General features: G+C 71.7%; 18 protein-coding genes and 1 pseudogene. 6 read left to right on the forward strand and 13 right to left on the reverse strand.

Annotated elements, in window-relative coordinates; translation table 11 throughout:
- Positions 1-6: 6 nt before the first annotated feature.
- From JK364_RS01770 to JK364_RS01805, 8 genes are all read right to left on the reverse strand, one after another.
- Positions 7-786, reverse strand: a complete 780-nt coding sequence (locus JK364_RS01770; protein WP_201846759.1) for an enoyl-CoA hydratase/isomerase family protein — start codon at positions 784-786, stop codon at positions 7-9.
- Between the two features lies 1 nt (position 787).
- Positions 788-3,220 carry a xanthine dehydrogenase family protein molybdopterin-binding subunit gene (locus JK364_RS01775; RefSeq protein ID WP_201846761.1) on the reverse strand — a complete coding sequence of 811 codons (2,433 nt, stop codon included), beginning with the start codon at positions 3,218-3,220 and terminating at the stop codon, positions 788-790.
- A 5-nt stretch (positions 3,221-3,225) separates the two neighbouring features.
- Positions 3,226-4,779, reverse strand: a complete 1,554-nt coding sequence (locus JK364_RS01780) for a class I adenylate-forming enzyme family protein (RefSeq protein ID WP_201846763.1) — start codon at positions 4,777-4,779, stop codon at positions 3,226-3,228.
- Between the two features lie 231 nt (positions 4,780-5,010).
- The gene (locus tag JK364_RS01785) at positions 5,011-5,586 is read right to left on the reverse strand and encodes a PadR family transcriptional regulator (RefSeq protein ID WP_201846765.1); all 576 of its coding nucleotides are present in this window, start codon (positions 5,584-5,586) and stop codon (positions 5,011-5,013) included.
- Between the two features lie 186 nt (positions 5,587-5,772).
- Entirely contained in the window at positions 5,773-7,200 is a 1,428-nt protein-coding gene (locus JK364_RS01790; protein WP_201846767.1) for an Nramp family divalent metal transporter, read from the reverse strand.
- Between the two features lie 97 nt (positions 7,201-7,297).
- Complete coding sequence (locus JK364_RS01795) at positions 7,298-8,251, reverse strand: phosphoglycerate dehydrogenase (RefSeq protein WP_201846769.1); 954 nt, start codon at positions 8,249-8,251, stop codon at positions 7,298-7,300.
- Complete coding sequence (locus tag JK364_RS01800) at positions 8,251-9,036, reverse strand: HpcH/HpaI aldolase family protein (protein WP_201846771.1); 786 nt, start codon at positions 9,034-9,036, stop codon at positions 8,251-8,253. The genes JK364_RS01795 and JK364_RS01800 overlap by 1 nt, the downstream gene beginning before the upstream one ends.
- A 39-nt stretch (positions 9,037-9,075) precedes the next feature.
- The gene (locus JK364_RS01805; protein ID WP_201846773.1) at positions 9,076-10,056 is read right to left on the reverse strand and encodes an aldo/keto reductase; all 981 of its coding nucleotides are present in this window, start codon (positions 10,054-10,056) and stop codon (positions 9,076-9,078) included.
- 579 nt (positions 10,057-10,635) lie between these two features.
- On the opposite strand from JK364_RS01805, the gene pdxA reads away from it, so the two are divergent.
- On the forward strand, positions 10,636-11,649 hold the full coding sequence (gene pdxA, locus JK364_RS01810; protein ID WP_201846776.1) for a 4-hydroxythreonine-4-phosphate dehydrogenase PdxA: 1,014 nt from the start codon (positions 10,636-10,638) through the stop codon (positions 11,647-11,649).
- Between the two features lie 71 nt (positions 11,650-11,720).
- Here pdxA and JK364_RS01815 read toward each other — a convergent pair whose 3' ends face one another.
- Positions 11,721-12,458 (reverse strand): SDR family oxidoreductase, encoded by a 738-nt coding sequence (locus tag JK364_RS01815; RefSeq protein ID WP_201846778.1) that lies wholly within the window; start codon positions 12,456-12,458, stop codon positions 11,721-11,723.
- Between the two features lie 5 nt (positions 12,459-12,463).
- Here JK364_RS01815 and JK364_RS01820 point away from each other — a divergent pair.
- Positions 12,464-12,832: pseudogene (locus JK364_RS01820) on the forward strand (SbtR family transcriptional regulator); the annotation flags it as partial.
- Here the strand turns inward: JK364_RS01820 and secD are convergent.
- The 3 genes from secD to JK364_RS01835 all read right to left on the reverse strand — a co-directional run bounded on the left by secD (position 12,780) and on the right by JK364_RS01835 (position 17,332).
- A complete protein-coding gene (gene secD, locus JK364_RS01825; RefSeq protein ID WP_307841184.1) occupies positions 12,780-15,062 on the reverse strand; it encodes a protein translocase subunit SecD in 2,283 nt (760 codons plus the stop codon). The pseudogene JK364_RS01820 and the gene secD sit on opposite strands and share 53 nt — an antisense overlap.
- A gap of 597 nt (positions 15,063-15,659) precedes the next feature.
- Positions 15,660-16,367, reverse strand: coding sequence for a response regulator (locus JK364_RS01830; RefSeq protein ID WP_230991262.1), 708 nt, complete (start codon positions 16,365-16,367; stop codon positions 15,660-15,662).
- 2 nt (positions 16,368-16,369) lie between these two features.
- On the reverse strand, positions 16,370-17,332 hold the full coding sequence (locus JK364_RS01835) for a HAMP domain-containing sensor histidine kinase (RefSeq protein ID WP_201846780.1): 963 nt from the start codon (positions 17,330-17,332) through the stop codon (positions 16,370-16,372).
- Between the two features lie 436 nt (positions 17,333-17,768).
- On the opposite strand from JK364_RS01835, the gene JK364_RS01840 reads away from it, so the two are divergent.
- From JK364_RS01840 to JK364_RS01855, 4 genes are all read left to right on the forward strand, one after another.
- Positions 17,769-18,098, forward strand: a complete 330-nt coding sequence (locus JK364_RS01840; protein ID WP_201846782.1) for a TraR/DksA family transcriptional regulator — start codon at positions 17,769-17,771, stop codon at positions 18,096-18,098.
- A 49-nt stretch (positions 18,099-18,147) separates the two neighbouring features.
- Entirely contained in the window at positions 18,148-18,516 is a 369-nt protein-coding gene (locus JK364_RS01845; RefSeq protein WP_201846784.1) for a TraR/DksA family transcriptional regulator, read from the forward strand.
- Positions 18,513-19,352, forward strand: a complete 840-nt coding sequence (locus JK364_RS01850) for a rod shape-determining protein (RefSeq protein ID WP_201846786.1) — start codon at positions 18,513-18,515, stop codon at positions 19,350-19,352. Before JK364_RS01845 ends, JK364_RS01850 begins: the two co-directional genes overlap by 4 nt.
- 147 nt (positions 19,353-19,499) lie before the next feature.
- Positions 19,500-20,138 carry an Rv1733c family protein gene (locus JK364_RS01855; protein ID WP_201846789.1) on the forward strand — a complete coding sequence of 213 codons (639 nt, stop codon included), beginning with the start codon at positions 19,500-19,502 and terminating at the stop codon, positions 20,136-20,138.
- A gap of 76 nt (positions 20,139-20,214) precedes the next feature.
- Here JK364_RS01855 and JK364_RS01860 read toward each other — a convergent pair whose 3' ends face one another.
- Entirely contained in the window at positions 20,215-22,491 is a 2,277-nt protein-coding gene (locus tag JK364_RS01860) for a collagenase (RefSeq protein ID WP_307841128.1), read from the reverse strand.
- Between the last annotated feature and the right edge of the window lie 85 nt (positions 22,492-22,576).

Genomic DNA, 22,576 nt, shown 5'->3' on the forward strand with positions numbered 1-22,576 from the left:
ATCAGATCACCGGCCCTGGAACTTCGGGGCCCGCTTCTCGCCGAACGCGGCGACGCCCTCGGCGAAGTCGTGGCTCGACCGCAGCATCGCGTACGCCTTGCGCTCCAGCTCGATCCCCGAGTGGAGCGGTGCGTCGATCCCCTTGTCGAGCACCTCCTTGGCGGTGCGCAGGGCCAGTGGCGAGTAGCCCAGCATGGTCTTCACCACCCGTTCGGCCTCCGCGTCCAGCGCCGCGCGATCGGGCAGCACGGCCGACACCAGGCCCCAGTCCCCCGCCTGCCGCGCCGAGATGCGGGTCGCGGTCATGACGTGGTACTTGGCGCGGGAGAGACCGATGAGCCGGGCCAGGCGCTGGGTGCCGCCGGAGCCGGGGATCATGCCCAGGCGCATCTCCGGAAGGGCGAACTCGCTGCGCTCGGTGGCGATACGGATGTCCGTGGACAGCGCGAGCTCGAAGCCGACGCCGAAGCAGTAGCCGTCGACCGCGCTGATGACGGGCTTCGGGCTGCGGGACGGTGCCGTGATGTTCTGGCCCAGATCGGTGAAGCCGACGGGCTCCATCTCCATGAAGCCGGGGATGTCGCCGCCCGAGGTGAAGTGCTCGCCCTCGCCGCGGATGACCACGACCTGGACGCTCTCGTCCGCGTCGATCTCGGCGAAGCGGTCGGCCATCGCCTGGCGGGTCTCCATGGTGACGATGTTGTACTTGCCGTGATCGAGGGTCAGGTAGGCGACACGTCCGTCGTGGCCGTGGTCCAGCCTGATCCGGCCTCCGGTCAGTGCCATGTCACAGATCCCTTTCGCTGTCACTGCCGTTGAGCAGTTCGTTGAGTACGTTTCCGTGGAGGGGCAGGGTGGTGATGTCCACGCCCGCCGGGGCGAGCGCGTCGGCGACCGCGCCCGCGATCGCGGCGGGGAGGCTCATGCTGCTGCCCTCGCCGCACCCCTTCGCGCCGAGGCGGGTGAGGGGGGAGGGCGTCTCCAGGTGGTCGCTGTGGAGCGTGTACCGCGTCTCCGCGGTGGTGGGACACAGATAGTCCATGAACGTCGCCGTCGGTTGCCCGGCGTCGGTGTAGCGCATCTCCTCGAACATCGCCCCGCCTATGGCGTGTGCGAGCGCGCCGTGGATCTGGCCTTCGAGGAGTGTGGGGTTGAGGATGGTGCCCGGGTCGTGGACGGTCACCACCTTCTCCAGCCGGAGCTGCCGGGTCTCGGCGTCGATGCGTACGGTGGCGAGCTCGGCGACGAATCCGTAGCACAGGCTCGAGTTGATCTGGTCGCCTCCGCTGGCGGCCTTCGACTGAGGGGGTGTGAAGGCGGCCTCCTCGTACAGCCGCGCGGTGGTGCCCTCGGGCAGCGCGCCGGGGTCCCAGTGGACCAGCCCGGCCGCGTGCCGGAACAGCACCGCCCGCTCGGGCTCGTCCCGGACCCGGACCCGCCCGTCGGCGAGTTCCACCTCGTCCGGGCGGACGTCCAGCAAGGTGGCGCCGGCGACCTTGACGGTCTCGGCCAGCTTTTCACCGGCCTCGACGAGCGCGCTGGTCAGCAGGGGCGCGAACCGCGACGAATAGCTGCCGGAGGTCACCGTCCAGGGGGTGGTGGCGGTGTCCATCTCGACCACCGGACGGACCTGGTCCAGCGGCAGCCCGAGCTGTTCGGCGACCACGGCCTGGGCGACCGTGGCGTGGCCCTGCCCCTGCGGCACGGTGCCCAGCAGGACGGACACGATGCCGCCCAGGTCGACGCTGACACGTACGTGCTCGGTGGAGCCGGACTTGCCGCGCCCCGCCGTGCGCTGCTCGGCCGGGGTGGCCAAGCTGACGTAGCCGATGTTGGTCGCCGACGGGTCGACGATGGTGGCGACGCCGATGCCGTAGTACTCACCGCGCTCCCGCGCCGCGCGCTGCTCTTCCCGGAGTGCCTGGTAGTCGGCGTTCTTCAGCAGCATGTCCAGGGCGCGCCGGTAGTCGCCCGAGTCGTAGACGCCGCCGGTCGGAGTGGTGTACGGGAAGTCCTCGCTGCCCACGAGGTTGCGCTGCCGCAGCTCGACCGGGTCCAGGCCGCAGACCCCGGCGATCTTGTCCATCAGCCGCTCCAGGCCGAAGTACAGCTGCTGGCCGCCGAATCCGCGGTTGAGTCCGGTGGGTGTCTTGTTGGTCACGACCGCGCGGGAGCGGATCCGCACGGCGTCGATCGTGTACGCGCCGGTGATGTTGCCGAAGCAGCGGTACAGCGTGCTGGGCTCCGGGGGGCGGAGATACGCGCCGACGTTGTCCACCAGATCCGCGCGGAGTGCCCGTACCTCGCCATCGGCGGAGACCGCGGCTTCGAACCACATCACGCGGTCGGATCCGGCGGAGCTCGCGAGCATGTGCTCGATGCGGTCCTCGGTCCAGCGCACCGGGCGGCCGGCGTGCTTGCTGGCCAGCGCCATCAGGGCCACGTAGGGGTAGATGCCGGCCTTGATGCCGAAGCTGCCGCCGTTGTCGGCCGGGATCATCAGCCGGACGCGTGAGGCAGGTACGCCCAGCGCCCCGGCCAGGACCGGGACCATGGAGAAGGGCCCGTGGAAGTTCGCCCACGCCTGGACGCCCGGTCCGTCGGCCTCGTCCTGCCAATGGGCGACGACCGCGTAGCACTCCATCGGGGTGGAGGAGTACCGCGGGAAGGTGTACTTGCCCGTCACCACGTGGTGGGCGGTGGCGAAGTGGCCGTCCACCGCACCGAATTCGAAGGTCCGATCGGTCGCCACATTGCTGTCGGCGCCCTCGTGCAGTCGCGGGGCGTCGGGCAGGAGGGCCTTCTCGACGTCGACCACCGGGGGCAGCGGGTCGTAGTCGATCTCGACGAGTTCGGCGGCGTCCTCCGCGAGGTAGCGGTCCGCCGCCACCACCACGGCGACCGGTTCACCGACGAACCGGACCTTGTCGGTGCCCGTCGGGTAGTACGGCATGGGCGTCTTGAGGGAGAGCGGGAACGGCCGCAGTGTCGCGGCGACCTCATCGGGACCGATCACGGCGGCGACACCGGGGTGCCGCCGCGCCCGTTCGAGACGTACGCCGCGGATGCGGGCGTGCGGGTGCGGGCTCCGGACGACCGCGGCGGTCAGGGTGCCCGGCAGCGGGTCGAGATCGTCGAGGAAGCGGCCCCGGCCGGTGAGCAGTGCGGGGTCCTCGATCCGTGCGGTCGGCCGCCCCGGCCGTTCGGTGGTCGCGGTCACGTGGTTCACCTGTCTGTCGCGGTGTCGCTGTCGGCCAGCGGGTGGTAGTCGCCGGAGCTCAGCCGGCGGCGGAGGATCTTGCCGGCGCCCGACTTCGGGATTTCCTCGACGGCGATGAGCCGCTTGGGGCGTTTGAGGGACGGCAGTCCGGAGCCTTCGCGCACATAGGAGCGGAGCTCGGTCAGCGCGTGGTCGGGGGCCGTCCCGCTCTCGGGGACGAAGAAGGCGGTGGCGGCCTGCCCCCAGCGGTCGTCGGGGAGGCCGACGACGACGACTTCGCTGATCACCGGACAGCCGATCAGCTTGTCCTCGATCTCGTCCGGATAGATGTTCTCGCCCCCGGAGTTGATCATGTCGTCGACGCGTCCGGTGACCCACAGGTCGCCGTCCTCGTCGGCGACGGCGAGGTCACCGGGGAAGTACCAGCCACCGCGGATCGACTTGGTGTTCGCGTCCGGCCGGTGCCAGTAGCCGGCGAAGGCGTCCGGGTTGCGCATGGAGACGGCGATCTGTCCCTGCTCGCCCGGCGCCACCTCGGCATCGGGCGGGGCGTCCGGGACCGGCTCCACCAGGCGGACCCGGGAGAAGACCCCCGCCCGGCCCGCACATCCCGGCTTCGCGATGACGTCGGTCCCGACGGTGAAGGTGTAGATCTCGGTGGATCCGAAGTGGTTGACGAAGGACTCCGGCCGCAGCGTGTCCACCAACTGCCGCACCAGGGTCGGAGTCATCGAAGCGCCGGCGTAGGCCAGCTTGCGCACGGAAGTGGCCTGCCCCAGGCGGCCGGTGCGCAGCAGCGACCAGTAGATGGTGGGCACCAGGTAGAGCGAACTGATCTCCTCATGGGCGATGAGGTCGAGGATTTCCTCGGCGTCGAACCTCGTCTGGGGAACCCAGGTGCCCGCGGCGACGACGGTGGCGATGAGGGTGCGCAGTCCCATGGTGTGGAACAGCGGCATCACGCCGAGCGTCGTGTCGAAAAGTGACTGTCCGCTCTGCAGCAGGTGGGCGACCGAGGCGTGGAACTCGGCGCGGTGGGTGCGCGGCACACCCTTGGGCCTGCCCGTGGTCCCCGAGGTGTACAGCATGACGCTGATGTCCCGCTCGGACACCCGGACGTCCAGCGGTCCGTCCGGCTGGGCGCGCGCCAGGCGCTCGATGGTCGCCTCGGCCGGGTCTCCCGAGCGGATCCACGGAACCGCCTCGACGGAGGCGAGCGCCTCCTGTGCGAGAGCCGAGGTGGAGTCGTCGGCGATCACCAGCGCCGGCTCCGCGTCGGATATGCAGTAGGCGAGTTCCGAGGGGCCGAAGCGGAAGGACAGGGGTACGGAGACGGCTCCCAGCTTCTGCGCCGCCAGATGGAGGCTGGCCAGTGGTTCGCCTCCGGCGCTCAGGAGCACCACCCGCTCCCGCGGCCGGACACCGAGCCCGGCCATCGCCCGTGCCAGCTGATTGGTGTGGCCGTCCCACTGTCCGTACGTCATCGGGGTCCTGCCACCGACAGCCCGGCGACGCGGATGGCGCTCGGCTGTCCAGCGCAGAACCGTGCTCAGATCCATCGCGGTCCTCTCCATTCCCCATGCGCCGGCCGGCGCTCGGCGGAAGCTTCCCGATCGAATAGTGCGAGTCGCACCGTATGATTCAGACCATCGTGGGATGGGAAGCTACGCCGACCTGAGGAAGGTGTCAACGGTCCGGAGAAGACGACGACCGCGCCGCCCGCGCTTCCGGGCGTACAAATGAGGCCGCCACGCCCGGCGGGCGTGGCGGCGTGTCACTCTGTGCCGGTTTTACCGGGCGGTCGGCCGCCTCTTCATGGACGAGAACTCACCGCGCTCGACGCGTTCCTGGACACCGCGCCAGAACTCGCGGGCGGCGTATTCCATGCCCAGGCCGAGCTCGAGGGTGACCATACGGCTGGCGACCTCTTCGATCCCGCCGTAACGGCGCCGCATCTCCTCGTACTCCGCGATGCGCCGCTCGTGCTGCTCGATCTGGTCCCGGGCGAGGCGCGCCACGTCGTCCGGCTCCGCCAACTCATTGAAGAAGAGCTTGATCTCCGCGATGTCGCGCAGTTCGAAGTGCTCCTTGACCGGCTCGGCCAGCCAGGCCCGCAGCGCGGCGTCGCCCGCCTCGGTGATCGTGTAGATCTTGCGCCGCCGCCCGGTGTCCTCCTCGTGCACGTCCAGAAACCCGGCTCCCTGAAGCCTCTTGGGCTCCGCGTACAGCTGAGCGTGCGGGAAGTTCCAGAAGTAACCCACCGACCGGCCGATCGCGCGCTTGAGGTCGTAGGGGGTGGACGGGCCACGCATGGCGATCATCCCGAGAACCACGTACGACGTCGTCGAGAGCCGGAATGCTGACATGGTCCGAAGCGTACCGTGGCGCCTGGCGCCCTATCGCTTCGGCGTGGAAAAGCGGCAGTCACGACCGACGCCCCGCCATGTTCGCCCGGCATCGCCGGCTGCGGAGGCAGGCGGGCACCGGCATGGCGGGGCGCGGGGGCGGCGGTGCGCGGTGCCGGGGCGGCACGAGCGCGTCCCGCCGCCGGTTCAGCTCCCGGGCGTGAGCTCGAGGGTGTCGAGCACTCCGTACACCCCGAGGAAGGCGATCGCCACACTGCTGAGGACGAGGGCGGCGGTCAGCCAGGGGTTGGCGCGGAAGCGGGGCGGGACGCCGGTGTAGCGCAGGCGCCAGACCGCGACCACGACCGCGAGCAGGAAGATGCCACCGCCGATGCCGCCGATCTGCACCATCAGGACCGGGGACTGCACCCACAGGAAGATGCACATCCACACCGGGGGCAGACAGCAGGTGAGGATGCGGATGGTGCGCGTGCGCACCCGCATGTCCTTCCAGTCGATCACTCCGAGCAACCCGAGGGTATTGGTCCACAGACGGGGAACGCTGGCCGACGAGGCGACGGTGACCGAGAAGAGGACGGCGATCGCGCCGCCCAGGAACAGATACTCCGCCCAGGGGCCGAGCGTGTCGGTGTAGATGTGCGACAGCGTGGTGATCATGTCGTTGCCCTCGGGCACCAGACCCTGCGGGTGGAGCACCGAGGCGCCGATCACATAGAAGGACAGGGTGCAGATGGTGCACACGACCCAGGAGACGCCCACGTCGAGCCGCATGACCTTGAGCCAGCCCTCGGCCCGCCGGGCGCGCTGCTCGCTGCCGTCGTCGGGGCCGGTCCAGCGGGCGTAGCCCTTCTCCAGGCACCAGTAGGTGTACGTCGTCATCTCGTCGGCGCCGACACCGGTGATGCCGAACATGGCGAGCGCGATGCCGACCGTGCCCGCGGGGATCTGGAAGCTCAGCCCGTCGGCGAACTGCTCGGGGCCGTAACCGAAGGCGGTGAACGGCAGGGCGAGGGCCAGGCCGAAGGTGATGATCGTCTTGAGGGTGATGCCGACGATCTCGACCCGCTCGACGACCGGGTACTTGCCCGTCTGCAGGATGAGGATGGCGGCGCCGGTCACGATGATGGCCCAGATCGTCAGCGACGATGTGCTCAGCGCGCCGCCGTGGATCGGCAGCAGGATCGAGCAGGCGGCCGCGGTGCCGCCGATGATCCCGCCGCGCTGGAACATCTTGGCGAAGTCCATGCCGATCCAGAGCCAGTTGATCCAGCTCAGCCGGCCGATCCGGGGGCCGACGTCGCGGAAGCCGTCGAGCGCGGGCCGGCCGTTGAGGATGGTCCAGCGGGCCAGCTCCATCTGCACCCACACCTTGACCGCGGTCGAGACGATCACCAGCCACAGCAGGGCGAACCCGGCCTTCGCACCGAGCGAGGTGGTGGTGATCAGCTCACCGGAGCCGACGACGGCGGCGGACAGCACGAGCCCGGGGCCGAGGTGGCGCAGTCGGCCCCGGAAGGTCTCGGGGGCCGGGCGGGCGTCTTCGGCGCGCAGCGCGTACGGGTCGGTCCGCGCGGGTGGCGGCGCCGCCGTGGCGCCGTCGGTCGTGGTGGACATAGCGGGTCCTTAGAGGATCTTCCGGCGCCGTCGCCGGTATCCGGAATGGGGACAGGATTCGTGTGGGGGGTGTTGGGGTGCCGTGTGCCGCCGCGTCTCAGCGCGCCGGGTGGTGCGGCCGCTCACCCGCCAGTACGCGGACGATGTCCTCGGCCACCATCGCGCCCATGGCCTGGTTGGCCTCGGGCGTGCAGGCGGCCATATGGGAGGTGAGGAGGGTGCGCGGGGCCTCGCGCAGCGGGTGGTCGGCGGGCAGCGGCTCGGTGCTGAACGCGTCGAGGGCCGCGGCCCCCAGATGCCCCGAGCCGAGCAGATCGGCGAGCGCGCGTTCGTCGATGAGGCCGCCGCGCGCGGCGTTGACCAGGATCGCGCCCGGCTTCATCGCCGCCAGGCGGGAGCGGTCGAGCAGCGGAGTGCCGGACGGGTCGGGCGGCGTGTGCAGGCTGACGGCGTCGGCGCGCTCCAGCAGGGCGTCCAGCGCGGCCGGTTCGGCGCCGTGCGCGCGGATGTCGGCCTCGGGGACGTACGGGTCGTGGGCGAGCAGCTCCATCCCGAAGGCGCGGGCGTAGCCGGCCAGCAGGCGGCCGATACGGCCGAAGCCGACGATGCCCAGCGTCCTGCCGTGCAGTTCGGGGCCGAACAGCTTCGGCCAGCCGCCCGCCGCCACCGCGGTGTGCGAGGCGGTCAGGGAGCGGGTCGCGGACAGCAGCAGGCCGAAGGTGTACTCCGCCACCGCTCGCGAGTTGCTGCCCGGCGCGCACACCACCGGGATCGCGCGCGCGTGGGCGGCGGCCACGTCGATGGTGTCGACGCCGACACCGTGCTTGGCGATCACCTTGAGGCGGGGTGCGGCATCCATCACCTCGGCGGTGATCGGGTCCATGCCGACGATCAGCGCATCCGCTTCGGCCGCGTGCGACAGGAGTTCGGCGGCGGGCAGCGCCGCGTCCTCGCGGGGGCGCAGGGGACCCGCTCCGGCCTGCTCCAGGATCTGCCAGGGCCGCGCCGAATGCCGGGCGAAGGTGGGTGTCGTGATGAGCGTGGTCGGCATCAGCGGGCCTCGCCGCGTGCCGCCCGGAGGTGGGACGTCGCGATCTGCTGCAGGTGCACGACATCGGCCGCGACCGTCGCGAAGGTGAAGCCCTCGGCGAGCCGACGGGCGGCGCTCTCGCCGTCGGCGTTGTGAATGCCGGCCGCGATGCCCACCGCCTCGGCCGCCTCGCGGACGCGGGCGAGGGCCTGCTCGAACTCGTCCTGTACGGCAGGGTCGGTGGACGTCGCGCCGCCGATGGCCAGGCGCAGATCGGACGGGCCGACGTAGACGCCGTCCAGGCCGGGGGTCGCGCAGATCTCCTCGAGGTTGGCCAGGCCGTCGGCCGTCTCGATCATCGCGAGGACGGCGGTCTGGTCGTGGGTGTCGGCCGGGTTCGGGCCGATGCGGAGCTGGGCGCGCATCGGGCCGTACGAGCGGCGGCCCAGCGGCGGGTAGCGGACGGCGGCCACGGCGTCGGCGGCGTCCTGGGCGTTGTCGATCATCGGGACGATCACGGCGCTCGCCCCCGCGTCGAGCGCCTTGCCGATGTAGGTGAGGTCATTGGCCTCGACGCGCACCATGCCGACGGCGGTGCTGCCCTTGGTGTCGGTGGCGAGGAGGTTGTGCAGCATGCCCTGGTAGCCGAAGAGGCCGTGCTGGGCGTCGAAGGCCAGGTAGTCGTAGCCGACGCGGGCGAGGCGCTCGGCGGCGACCGGCGAGTCGAGCAGCGACCAGTAGCCGATGAGCTGCTCACGATCGCGCAGTGCGGCGATGAACTGGGCGGAGGTGCGGCCGGTGGCCATGGGTGTCTCCCTTGCGACGTTGCGAGGTGGGCGGCGGGGTCAGCGGTTGTAGGCGGGCATCGGGCCGCGCAGCCGGGCGCCGACCTCATCGCAGGCGGTCAGGACGTCCGCGGGCAGCGGGCCCGCGGACGCGGCGGCGATGTTGGCCTCCAGATGCTCGACCTTGGAGCCGCCGAGCAGCAGCGCGTCGGTGGAGGGCCGGGACAGCAGCCAGCGCAGGGCCAGGTCGGTCAGCGGCAGGCCCGCCTCGGAGGCGATGCGGGTGAGGTCGGTGACGGCGTGGAACACCTCCTCGTTCCAGTACCGCTCGCGGTACATCGCGGCCACCTTGGAGTCGCCGAACCGCCCGCCCTCCGGGACCTGGTCAAAGCGGTGGCGGCCGGTGAGCAGGCCGCCGCCGAGCGGGTTGTAGACCACCGTGCGCAGTCCGGTACTGGAGGCGAATTCGACGTACTCCTCCTCGATGCGGCGCGCGAGAAGGTTGTGGAGCTGCTGGGCGACGACGGGGCGGGGGGCGCCGACCTCGTCGGCCACGCGGTTCAGCTCGGCGATCTGCCAGGCGGCGAAGTTGGAGACGCCGAGGGCGAGGACCTTGCCCGCCCGTACGAACTCGGCGACGGTCGCCAGGGTCGCGCCGAGCGGTGTCGCGCGGTCCGGCTGGTGCAGATAGAAGAGGTCGACGTGGTCGGTGCCCAGGCGCTTGAGGCTCCCGTCGAGCGCGGCGCGCAGGCCCTCGGGGGAGAGCGGCGCGTGCTCACCCTGGTCGGGGTGCGGGATACCGGCCTTGGTGGCGAGGACCACCCGGTCGCGGCGGCCGGGCAGCAGCTCGGCGAGGATGCGCTCGCTCTCGCCACCCGCGTAGCCGTTGGCGGTGTCCACGCCGGTGATGCCCGCGTCGAGCGCGGCGTCCACCATCGCGGCGGCCGTCGCGCGGTCGGCGGTGTCGCCGAAGGTCATCGTCCCGAGGACGAGCGGGGACAACGGGACGGGCACATGCGGGAGGGCGAGGCCGACGGTCACGGGTGGGTTCCTTCCGAGGCGGGTGGTGCGGGTGGTGCGTGATGCGGGCGGTGCGTGATGCGGGCGGTGCGTGATGCGGATGGTGCGTGGTGCGGGGGTGCGTGGCGCTGGCGGTGCAGATGAGACGGGTGGTGCGGTCGTACTCGTAGGCGATCACATGCGTGATGTGCGCATCACACATGGCACCGTGCGGCTCTGTCGCCCCGACCGGTCGCCGCGGTGGTTCCCCGCGACGCACCCCGCGACGCACCGCGCGGCGGCCGAGTGCGGTGCGATGCGATCTGCTGGGTAAGCCGGTCCGCGCCGCGTCCACGACGGCGACACGGTCCATGGGTGACGGCCGTCGGCGCCATGGGAACGCTCGCACGGTTGCGTAAATCACGCAAGATATCTCGCGCAGTTCACGCAGACTATGCCATGATCCTCACTGGGCCCGACCGTGTTGTCCATCGACGGTGCCGGGTACGCGCCGCCGCGCACCGCCGCCGCACCGCGGCCCCGTCCGGCTGCCACCACGGCAGCCGCCCGACCCTCACCGCCCGCCTCCCGCCTCCCGCCTCCCGCCTAGGAGTTGTTCTCATGCCCACCCCCCTCCCCCTCATCGCCGTCACGATGGGCGACGGTGCCGGTATCGGCCCCGAGGTCGTCGTCGCGGCCCTGCTCGACGACGCCGTCCTGACCCGCTGCCACCCCGTCGTCATCGGTGACGCGCCGCGGCTTCGCGAGGCCGCCCGCGTCCTCGGCCTGGACTGCGAGATCGCCGCCGTCGACCACCCGCGCGACGCGGAGTTCACACCCGGCCGCGTCAACGTGGTCGACCTCGGGCTGCTCCCCGCCGATCTGCCCTGGGGCGAGCTGTCGCGGTTGGCGGGGGACGCCGCGTACGCGTACATCAGGCGCGCCGCCGAACTCGCCGTGGCGGGCGAGGTGCACGCCATCTGCACCGCACCGCTCAACAAGGAGGCCCTGCACGCCGCGGGCCACCTCTACCCCGGCCACACCGAACTCCTCGCCCATCTGACCGGGACCGAGGAGGTCTCGATGATGCTCTCCACCGAGAAGGTGAAGGTCATCCACGTCACCACGCACATCGGCCTGATCGACGCCGTCAACCGCATCGAGCCCGGCCTCGTCGAGCGCACCGTGCGCCGCGGCCACGAGGCGATGGTCCGCGCCGGCACCCCGAACCCCGTCATCGGTGTCTGCGGCATCAACCCGCACGCGGGCGAGAACGGCCTGTTCGGCTACGGCGAGGAGGACGAGAAGATCGCCCCGGCCCTGGAGACGCTGCGCACCGACGGCATCGACGCCCGGGGTCCGCTCCCCGCCGACACCGCCTTCTTCCTCGCCTCACGCGGCGACTACGACCTGATCGTGGCGATGTACCACGACCAGGGCCACGGACCGGTCAAGGTCCTGGGCATCGAGGCGGGTGTCAACCTCACCGTCGGCCTGCCCGTCATCCGTACCTCCGTCGACCACGGCACCGCCTTCGACATCGCCGGAACGGGCACGGCGGAAGCGGGCAGCATGGTCGAGGCACTGCGCCAAGCGGCCGGGATGGCCACGGTGCCGGTCACCCCGGCGGCCTGAACCACCGCCCCCGGCAGGGGTGTGGGCCAGCGGGCGGCCGGTGCCGGAGCCGGTCGGTGTGCCGCTCGTTGTCAGGCTTGCACGGTGGGCCGGACGACGACCTCGCTGATGTCGATGCCGGCGGGCTGCTCGATCGCGTAACCGATCGCGGACGCGATGGCCGAGGGCGGGATGGCCATCTCGTCGCGCTGCCGGGCCGCCGCCGCCGCTGCTTCGGGACTCGCCCCCTTGCCCACGCCCTCGGTGTTGGTGAACCCGGGTGAGACCAGGGTGACCCGCAGCTGGGGTCCCGACTCCTGCCGCAGTCCCTCGGTCAGCACCTTCACCGCCGTCTTGGTGGCCGCGTAGACGGCCTGCGGGGATTTCACGACGTAGGCCGCGGTGGAGGCGATGTTGACGAACTGGCCGGAGTTCTGCCGCCGGAAGACCGGAAGTGCCGCCCCGATGCCGTTCAGCAGGCCGGTGATGTGCGTCGCGACCATCGCGTCCCAGTCGTCCTGGCGCAGCTCGTCAAACGGTGACACCGCCATCGTGCCGGCGTTGGAGACCAGGACATCGAGCCGGCCGAACCGGTCGACCGCCATGTCCGTCAGGCGCTTGAGGTCCTCGCGGCGCGTCACGTCGATGACGGTCCCGGCGGCCGAGCCGCCCTGCGCCGTGATCTGGTCCACCACCTCATGCAACCGGTCTTCCCGTCGGGCCCCGAGCACGAGCCGGGCGCCCTTCCCGGCGAGGTAGGCCGCCGTCGCCGCCCCGATGCCACTGCTGGCACCCGTGATCGCTACCACCTTGCCTTCGATACCTGACATGGCCAGCCGTCCCCGATCTGCTCGACGAGAAACCGCCCTACGAAGCCCTGCGCGCGTGGACACGCCTCTTCCTGGACTACGTCACCGCGAAATTCGGCATGGCCGACGCCTTGCGCGCCATCGCCGCCTCGGGAAGCAACCCCTACGGCCACAGCCGGGACATGATCCAGGCCGCCATCACCGCCCTGATGGACGCGTGTGCGGCCGCCGGGACGATTCGCACCGACATCACCCCCACCGACATGGGTGCCGCCCTCGAAGGCATCGCCCTCACTTCGCCCGGGCCCGAACACCGGGACCGGGCCGAACGCCTGCTCGACCTCACCCTGGACGGCCTGAAGGCCCGTGCGTCCTCGGCCTCGATCGCCGGGTGAACCGCGACGGCCGCGCCCCCTTCCGGTGCGGGTGCAGTTCGATGGTGAGTGAGGCGGCGGTGAAGACGGAGGAGTAGGTGCCGACCGCCAGACCGATCAGCAGGGCGAGGGCGAAGTCGGCGAGGGTGTCGTCGGCGAGGACGGCCAGGGCGGTGAGGATGAATGCCGCACCCATGCCGGTGTTGACGGTACGGGGCAGGGTCTGCAGGATCGCCTGGTTGGTCAGGCGGGGAAGCGGTGTGGTGCGGTCGCGGCCGAGCAGTTCGCGGACGCGGTCGAAGAGGACGACGGAGTCGTTGACCGAGTAGCCGATGACGGTCAGCAGGGCGGCCAGGAAGACCCCGTCGATGGGCTTGCCGAGCCAGGCGAAGGCGCCGATGAGGATGACCACGTCGTGGGCGAGCGCGACGACGGCCGCCGTCCCGAAGAACCAGCGGAAGCGGACCGCGAGATACAGCAGTTGGGCGCCCAGTGCGAGGGAGAGGGCGATGAGGGCGTTGCGGCGCAGTTCGTCGCCCATGCTGGGGCCGATCAGCTCGTCGCGGATCTTCTTCGTCTCGCCGCCGAGGGCGCCGACGGTTTCGGTGACGGTGGCCTCGTCGGTGTTGGTCAGGTTCTCGGCGCGCACCGTGAGCCCGGTGTCGCCGGAGGACTGCACGACCGCGCGGGGGAACCCGGCGTCGGTGAGGGCGGTGCGGGCCCGGTCGGGGTCGACGGGGGTACTGGTGGCGTACTCGATCAGCCGGCCGCCGGTGAACTCGATGCCGAAGTCCAGGCCGCGCACGAGGATGCCCGACGCGGCCACGACGGCGAGCGCGGCGGAGGCGGCCAGCCAGCGGCGGGGACGGCGCAGCAGGAACGGGTCGCGGCGCAGCAGCCGGTCGCGGACCCATCCGGTGCTCGCGATGCCGGTGACGCGGGGCCGGCGGAAGACCGCGGGGCGGTTGGCCGCGTATTCCGCCAGCACCCGGCTGATCACCAGGGCGCTGACCATCGAGGCGAGGACGCCGATGGCGAGGGTGATGCCGAAGCCGCGCACCGGGCCGGAGGCGAAGGCGAACATGAGGCCCGCGGCGATCAGTGTCGTGATGTTGGAGTCGGCGATCGCGCTGAGGGCACCGCGGAACCCGGCCTTGAGTGCCGAGCGGGGGCTGGGGCGGCTGCGGGCCGCGTACTCTTCGCGGGCCCGTTCGAAGACCAGGACGTTGGCGTCCACGGCCATGCCGATCGCCAGGACGAACCCGGCGAGGCCCGGCAGGGTCAAGGTGGCGCCGAGCGCGGCCAGGGCCGCGTAGGAGATGAGGCCGTAGCAGGCCAGCGCCGCGGTCGCGAGCAGGCCCAGGAGCCGGTAGACGGCGATGATGAACAGTGCGGTCAGTGCGGTGCCGATGACGGCGGCCCAGGCCGCGGCCTCGATCGCCGCATCGCCGAGCGTGGCGCCGATGGTGCGCTGTTCGACGGTCTCGACCGGTACGGGCAGGGCGCCGCCGGAGATGAGCAGGGCCAGTTCGCGGGCCTCGGTGTCGTCGAAGGAGCCGGTGATCTGGGTGGTGCCGCCCGGGATGCCGGTCCCGCAGGGTACGGAGGGGTCGACCTGCGGCGAGGAGATGATCTTGTTGTCGAGGACGATGGCGACCCGGCGCTGCGGGTCGCCGGCCGGGTGACAGGCGGCCCGTGCGGTGACCTGCCGCCATCGGTCCTGGCCGGTCTTGGAGAAGTCGACCGTGACATGCCAGCCGGCACCGCCCTGCTGGTCGAAGCGGGCGTCGGCGCCTTCGACGTCCCGGCCGGTCAGATCGGCGGCCCGCAGTCGCAGGGACTGCCCGGACTCGTCCGGCAGCACGCGCTCCTCGGCCGGATCGGCCGGCGGGGAGGCGGTGCCGTCAGCGGTCCCGGCCGGGCCGAGGACCGCGTGGACGGTGAGCTGCGCGGTGCGGCCCAGCACATCGGCGGCCTTCTTCGGGTCATGAACGCCCGGCAGTTCGACGAGGATGCGGTGGTCGCCGGAGCGGACGAGGGTCGGTTCGGCGACGCCGAGCGCGTCGATGCGGCCGCGCAGCACCTCCACGGTGCGGTCGGTGGCCGCACTGTCGGCGTCGGTGGTGGGGGTGGAGCGGGTTTCCAGCGTGATCTGGGTGCCGCCGCGCAGGTCGAGGCCGAGGCGGACCGGCGTGGTGAGGGCGATGGCCAGCGATCCGGCGATCACGGCGAGGGCGAGCAGCGCACGCACGCGCACGGACTTGTTCTGTTTGTTCCGCTTATTCCGCTCATTCCGCTTGTTCCGCTCATTCCATTTATCGCGGCGCTTCAACACGAGCCTCCGGCAGGCATGTCGCGGCAGCGGCGCGCGCGGCCGCGACGGAAAAAGGTGATGGGTGGCGTCAGGTACCTGCGGGCGCCGGAGGGGCCCGGCCGCGGTCGTGGGCCGATCGGCCGGGAGAGAGAGGTACGTACGCGGAAGGCACTGAAGCACGGGCGCCGACAGCCGGGGCGGCATCCGCGTCGCGGAGGTCGGCGGCGTGGTGATCCGGTGGGCACGGGCGCTCACCGAGGCGGTCGTACCGGACCCTGGCCTGGGCCGCGCAGCCGGCGGCACACGGGTCATCCGCGCGGGGACCGGTGTCCGGGCGCTCGGCGCCCGTGGCCGACGGGGCCGGATGGGGCACCGGACCGGAGGCGGCCCGCGCGGTATCGGCGGGAACCAGCGCCAGCAGGACGGCGAGGAGCGCGATGAGCGTTCCCGCGAGCCGGTGACCGGCGGTCGGCCGGTGACCGGCGGTCGGGATGGTGCGGGGTGCTGGGCGCATGATCAGGGGCGGGGCGGGCGTCAGGGTTCGATGAGACCGGCGCGGATGGCGTAGCGGGTCAGCTCCAGCCGGTCGTGCAGACCGAGTTTGTGCAGGAGGTTGGCCCGGTGGCGGTGCACGGTCTTGACGCTGATGAACAGGATCTCGGCGATCTCCTTGGAGGAGTGTCCTTCGGCGACGAGTTTGAGGACCTCCTCCTCGCGCGGGGTGAGGAGCTGGTCGGGGTCTTCCTCACCGTGGCGGACCCGGTCCAGGTAGTTGCGGATGAGGGCGGTGACCGCGCCGGGGTAGAGGAACGGCTCGTTGCGCATCGCGGCCCGGCAGGCGGCGACCAGATCGCGGTCGGCGACCGACTTCAGCACATAGCCGCAGGCCCCGGCCTTGAGCGCCTGGAACAGGTATTGCTCGTTGTCGTGCATCGTCAGCATCAGGATGCGCAGGCCCGGCTTGAGCGCCACCAGTTCGCGGGTGGCCTGGAGGCCGGTCAGGCGCGGCATGGCGATGTCGAGCACGGCCAGGTCGATCTCCTGGCTCCGGGCCGCCTCGATGGCCTCGGCACCGTCCCCGGCCTCGGCGACGACCTCCAGGTCGGGTTCCCGGTCGAGGATCAGGCGTACGCCACGGCGTACGAGGGCGTGGTCGTCGGCGAGCAGGATGCGGATCGGCGCCGCGGCCGTGGGAGACGGTGTCGAGGCCGTGCTGGGTCCGGGCGGGGTCGGGTCGGGCATGGTCAGAGCTGCTTCCTGGGGGCGGGTGTGATGAGGCGGATCCGGGTGCCGGTGCCGGGCTTCGAGGTGATGTCCAGGGTGGCTCCGGCGAGCAGGGCCCGTTCGCGCATGCCGCGGATCCCGGCGCCTTCGCAGGCGGCCTCGATACCGCGGCCGTCGTCGGCGATCTCCAGCACCACCGCCTCGCCGACGCGGTGCAGGCTCACCTCGATCTGCCGCGCGTCCGCGTGGCGGGCCGCGTTGGTCAGGCTCTCCTGAGCCACCCGGTACAGCACGAGTTCGCTCTCCTGGTCGAGGGTGGGCAGGTCGGCGTCGAGGCGGCGCACCACACGCAGCCCGGTGTGGGTGGCGAAGTCCTGTGTGAGCGAGGTCAGTGCGCTGACCAGGCCCAGGTCGTCCAGGACGCCGGGCCGCAGGCGGCGCACCAGGCGGCGGACCTCGTCCAGGCTCTCCCGGGTGATCTCCTGGGCCTGCTGGAGGTCCTCGCGCAGCGGCTCGGGGGCGTCGTCCGCGGTGCGCTTGAGCACCAGCAGGATCGCGGTCATGCTCTGCCCCACCTCGTCGTGCAGTTCCTGGGCGATGCGGCGGCGTTCCGCCTCCTGGGCCAGCAGCGCCCGGGCGCTGGACGTGGCGCGTTCGTGCTCCAGCCGGTCGAGCATGGCGTTGAAGGTGCGGATCAGCTCGGACACCTCGCTACCGCCGCGGGCGCCGGGCACGGGCAGCCGCTGGCCCGGGCGCAGCAGGTCGACGGTGGTCATCAGCCTGGTCAGCCGGTCCAGCGGGGCGAGGCCCCAGCGCAGCAGGGTGCCGTTGGCGACCAGCATGACGGCGAGACCGCCGACCAGGATGATCGCCTCGGTCAGCAGCACCGGCACGGAGACGGTCACCGGCGCCCACAGCAGCAGCGCCGTGGCAGTGCCCAGCACCAGGGCGTTGAGCCCGAAGATCCGCCAGAACAGCGACACCGGGGAGACTCCTCCTTCAGTCCTTCTGCGCTCCGTGTGTGATCAGCGTGTGCGATCAGCTCTACTGTCGCTCATCGCCCCCGGGCGGAGCCGCCGCGACTGATCACGACCGAGCCTGACACAGCCTGCCTCCCGCACCGCGCGCGGTCGATGGGGTCCGTTCCCCATATCCGGGGTCATCGGGTACCCATGCGCCGTTCCCCGCCATCGCCCCGTGGTCACCGCTGTCCCGGGCAAATGGGGTCCGCGCCCGATGGGCTTCCGACGCCGAGTCGAGCAGAGTCGAAGAAGATCGAGCCGTCCGGTACGGCCAGTGCTCGCGGTCGTGGAGACCGCGGCCGGCGCAACCGGGCGGCCGCTGCCGCGCGTAGCGCGCCTCCAAGACGCATAGCGCGCCTCCGAGACGCGTGGCGCGCCTCCGAGAAAGGACCTCACCGTGCCGCTCGACACCGCCCAGACCGGCCCCCGCCCCGGGCGGCTGACCTCGCATGAGGCCCGCCAGCGCCTGGAACACGCCCGCAACAGCCGCCTGGCTCAGCTGCGCGCCCTCGACGAGAGCGTGCAGAGCACGGACGCGCATCTGGTGTCCGCGCAGCGGGAGGCGATCCAGCGGGTCCTCACCGAGATCGACGAGGCGTTCGCCCGCGTCGACGACGGAACGTACGGCACCTGCCGGGGCTGCGCCAAGCCCGTCCCCGCCGAACGCCTGGAGATCCTCCCCTACACCCGGTACTGCGTCGCCTGCCAGGGCCGCGCCGCCGCCTGACCCGCCCCATCCGACCCGTCTTCGTCTCCGCCCTGCTCAAAGGGGTGAAGTGGTGAACCACCGAACCGTCGGCGACCGTGCCACGCACCTGTCGCCGGAGGACCTTGCCGCGCTGCGGGAGAGCCTCCACGAACAGCGCCTGTTCCGCCAGGAACAGTTGCGGCAGATCGCCGCGCCGCCCCGCGCCGAGGACCTGCTCCGGCGCCGCTCCGCGGCACAGGCCGAAGTGCACGTCAAGGTCGCCGCCTCCGCGCGCATGGTCCTCGCCGATGTGGAGGCGGCGCTGCGACGCATCGCCGAGGGCCGCTACGGCATCTGCCACCTGTGCCGTCGCCCCGTCGAACGCGAACGACTGATGATCGTCCCGCAGGCCCGCTACTGCGCACGGTGCCAGCAGGTGCGGGAGGCCGGACGATGACCGTCCTCCGCCGCTTCCGAACCGGCTCCCCCGCCGGGCACCGGCACCGGCCCTGGCCGTCGTGCCGGCACTGCTGCGGCCTCGCCCTCGACCTGGGCAGCGCCCGCACCCGCGCCTGGATCGCCGGCCGCGGCCTGATCCTCGACGTGCCCACCATCACCTTCCCCGGTGCCGGGGCGGTGTACCCGATCCAGCGCGGCGCCATCGTCGACGTTCCGGGAACGGCCCGGATGCTCGACCGGCTGCTCAGTCACCGCCTGCCCCGCCTCACCCGCCCGCTGGTGGTGCTCACCGCACCCGTGCTGGACGGCCCCGCCTACCGGGAACGGGCCCGTACCGCCGTGGAGGTGCTGCGCCCGCGCGCGGTCCTGACCGTCCCGGCCGCACGCGCCATCGCCCTGGCCGCGAACGCCGACCTCTCCCTGCCGCTGCTCGTGGTGGACGTCGGCGCCCACCTCACCGAGGTGGTCCTTCTCCTCGACGGCCTGGTCTTCGACGCCCGCCGCACCGCCCTGGGCACCGCCGACCTCGCAGGTGCCGGCACCACGGCGGAGATCAGCGAAGCCATCACCACCATGATCACCTCAATGCTCCGGCAGGACCGCACGTCCCTCACCGCCGAGGCCCTGACCCGGGGAGCCCTCCTGGCCGGGGGCGGCGCCCTGCGCCCCGACCTCACTCACCGGCTCATCGGCGGCACCCACGCGCCTCTGCGGGCGGTTCCCGCACCGCACACCGCGGCGATCCGCGGCGCCGCCAAGTTCCTGCGGGCCGCGCACGGACATCCGTCGGCCGGTGGCACGTCCCCACCCGGGCCTGGCCCGCGCTTCCGCTGACCCCGCGGCCCCACCCCACCGGCCGGGGTCTCCGGTACGCCATCCCCGTACGCCGATCGGCGTCCCGCGACCGGACCGCCCGCACCCGGTCGCGGTCAGCCCTACGCCCTCAGCCCTCTGCCCCCTGCCCTCGGAAGGAGAACCACCGTGTCCGGCGAGATTCCCCCCGCGCAGCCACCGCCCGATCCCCCGCACCACGGGCTCGTGCATCCCCTGTCGCTGTGGCGCTGGCGGCACAATCCGCTGTACCGGTGCACCGACCGCCTTCAGGGCCGGATCGCACTGGCGTTGTTGCTGCTGGTGCCGATCCTGGGGCTCGGTGCCACGTTCGCCATCGGTGACGCCGCCGACCGCCATTACCGCGCGGCCGCCGAGCACCACCGACGGACTCTGCACCGCACCACCGCCGTCCTCACCCACGACGCCCCGGATCATCCGGAGCCCGGATCGGCGGAGGCGAGGGAGAACCGCTACCCGGCCACGGTCCGCTTCACCGATCCGAACGGACGGACCCGCACCGCCGAGGCCGACGTCCTGCCCGGGCTGAACGCGGGCAGCTCCGTCCATGTGTGGGTCGACGCCGACGGAACGATCGCCGAGCCGCCCATGACCACCGAACAGATCCGCAGCCGCACCATGGGCTGGGCGCTTGTCGCCTTCCTGACCGTGGCCCTCGCCGGTGCCGCGGCCTACCGCTGCGCCACCGTGGTCCTGCGCCGGCGCAATCTCGCCGAGTGGGACACCGAGTGGGCCGAGACCGCGCCACGCTGGACGACATCCCCCTGAGCCTCTGCCGACAGCGGCCGCGCCCCCGGCTCAGGAAGCGATGGGCCAGGGGCGCGGTCTCGGTGCTGGTGACACATCAGCCGCGGAGGGGCCCCTCGCAGGTGTAGTCCGACGTGCCCGCGCGCTGGTTGGACCAGATGTCCACCTCGCCGAACGAGCAGTTCATGTCGGTCAGGTTGTTGTCGCCGCCCGCGGCCCGGTCGAGGATGAAGTAGTCGACCGTCTCGGACATGTCCTTGAAGACCGTGTCCGCGTTGCCGGCATCGGTGAGGTTCGCGGTGATCCGGCCGGTGCAGGCGAACCGGGGACGCTCCGGCGCGCCGGTGGCACGGCAGTCCGGGTTGGATTCGGTCATCGCGGTGAAGGAGGTGCGGATCTGGTCGGCCGAGGTGTCACGGAGCTCCCCCAGCGGTGTGTAGCTGGTGTGGGGCACGTACAAGTCGCCGACGTGGGCGATCTGTTGGTCGAGGAAGTGGTCGTACGCGCTCTGCAGCCCCGCGTCCCCGCCGAGCCGGTCGCGCCAGGCGTCGAAGGCCGCCGGGTCGTCGGAGCGCAGGTCGCGGTACATCTCCCGCAGAAGGGAGGGGCGTTCGAGCCACAGGAACTCGAAGAAGGTGCCCGCGTAGTCGTAGAAGCGGAAGCCGTCGCCGTCGTACGTGGCGTGCAGGAACTGGTTCACGGTCATGCGCGGTCCGCCGCCGGCCGTGTCGTCGATGATCCCCTGTACCAGGGACTTGCGGACCCGGATGCCGTCGTCACGGGTGGCGCCGTCGAAGAACTCGGCGGTGCCCTCGTCCATCGCGGTGGTCCGGTCGCCCTCGTACCAGGGACCTTCGCCGAAGCTGCCGGGCACCGCCCAGCGACCGTTGAGGTAGTGGGTGTACTCGTGGCGGAACAGCTCCTCCAGGGTCAGTGAGGAGTCCTGCGGGACGCGACGCTGGTACGTGTAGAAGGTCGCCCCCTTCTCGATGTAGACGCCGCCGTTGTTGGTGTCCATGCCGGTGAGGAGCGGGTGGAAGTTCTCGTAGTCGGCGCGGGAGCCGTACAGGACGATGTGCAGCGTGGTGTTGGTGTCGTCCGCGAGGGGCGTCTCCGTGCCGAGCACCCGGTGGAACTGCGCCTTGACCTGCTTGCTCGCGTAGTAGAGCTGGTCGACGGTGTCCCGGTCGAGGGCGGTGCGGACCTCAATGCCGTCGGTGCCGCCTGTGCCGTAGGTGTACGTGTTCGGGAAGAGACGCTTCTCGATGTCCTCCTTGCACACGTGGTACGGGGCGCAGGCTTCGAACACCACCAGCCAGGTGGCGACCTTCGCCCAGGGTGCGCTGCTGTCCCCGAAGTTGCGGGCGGTGGTGTCCAGGAGGGTGCCGAGGCCGGAGACGATCTCGTCGCGGAGCCCTTCGATCTGGCCGAGGCGGCCGTACTCGAGGAGTGCGTCGCGTATCACCCAGGCGTTGGGCCCGTCCTTGAGGTGGGTGTAGCCGGCGAAGGAGCTGAACGTCGCCCGGTACGAGGGGTCGGCCGTCACCGCGGCGTGGAAGGCGGCGTCCTTGTTGCCGGGATACACGCCGAGGTAGTTCACGGTGAGCGCCGCGAGGGCGGCACCGGCCCAGGAGCTGTCCTGGGCGGTTTCGGGGTGCTGGGCGTCCATGGTGGCCAGAACCCTTTTGATCAGGGGCAGTTGGTGCTGACGCAGACCGGGGGCGGAGGCCGCGTCGAGGGCTTCGCGCAGGGTCTCGGCGTTGGGGCGGGTGACGTCGAAGGTACGGGCGGCCGAGCCGAAGGCGTCGACGGCCTCGCGCATGGCGTTGACGGTCGGCGCGTCGGTGATGTCGATCTCGTCGTGCGAGAAGTCCTGGTACGCCACCGCGTGCAGGTAGGTGAACATCTCCAGCAGATGGCTGCCGTCCTTGCCGTCGTGGGAGGCGGCGAGTTGGGTGATGCGGCGGGAGACGGCCTGGACGTGCTCGTCCGACATGACCGGGACGAGTCGCTGGTCCCAGGTCCACAGGATCGAACGCAGACAGCCGTCGGCGGTGACGGCGGGGTCGGCCAGGAAGTCGGCGAACCGCTCCGGGGGCAGGCTGGTGACGCCGTCGAGCGTGCAGGGCACGGATGCCTTGCCGAGTGTGGCGTGCGGCGTGACGGCGCCGCCCTGGCCCTTCGGCTCGGGCGTTCGGGTTCCGGGGACACCGCCACCGGTGATGCCGCCGGGGGCCGGGACCTTACGTACCCGGCCGGGGGCCTCGGCCAGGCGGTCGACCCTGTCGAAGGGGTCGGTCGAGGCGGCCGGCCGTAACGCCGAAGGCCGCGCGGGAGCGGGGACGGCCGCGTGACCGGGCGGCGTCGCCGTCACGCAGAGCGTCACCGCCGCCACGGCTGTGAGCAGCAGACTTCCGCGTCTGGATCCGCGTGGGTTTCTCAAGTGGAACACCGTTGAC

The organism is Streptomyces endocoffeicus, from assembly GCF_016741935.1.
Lineage (GTDB): Bacteria > Actinomycetota > Actinomycetes > Streptomycetales > Streptomycetaceae > Streptomyces > Streptomyces endocoffeicus.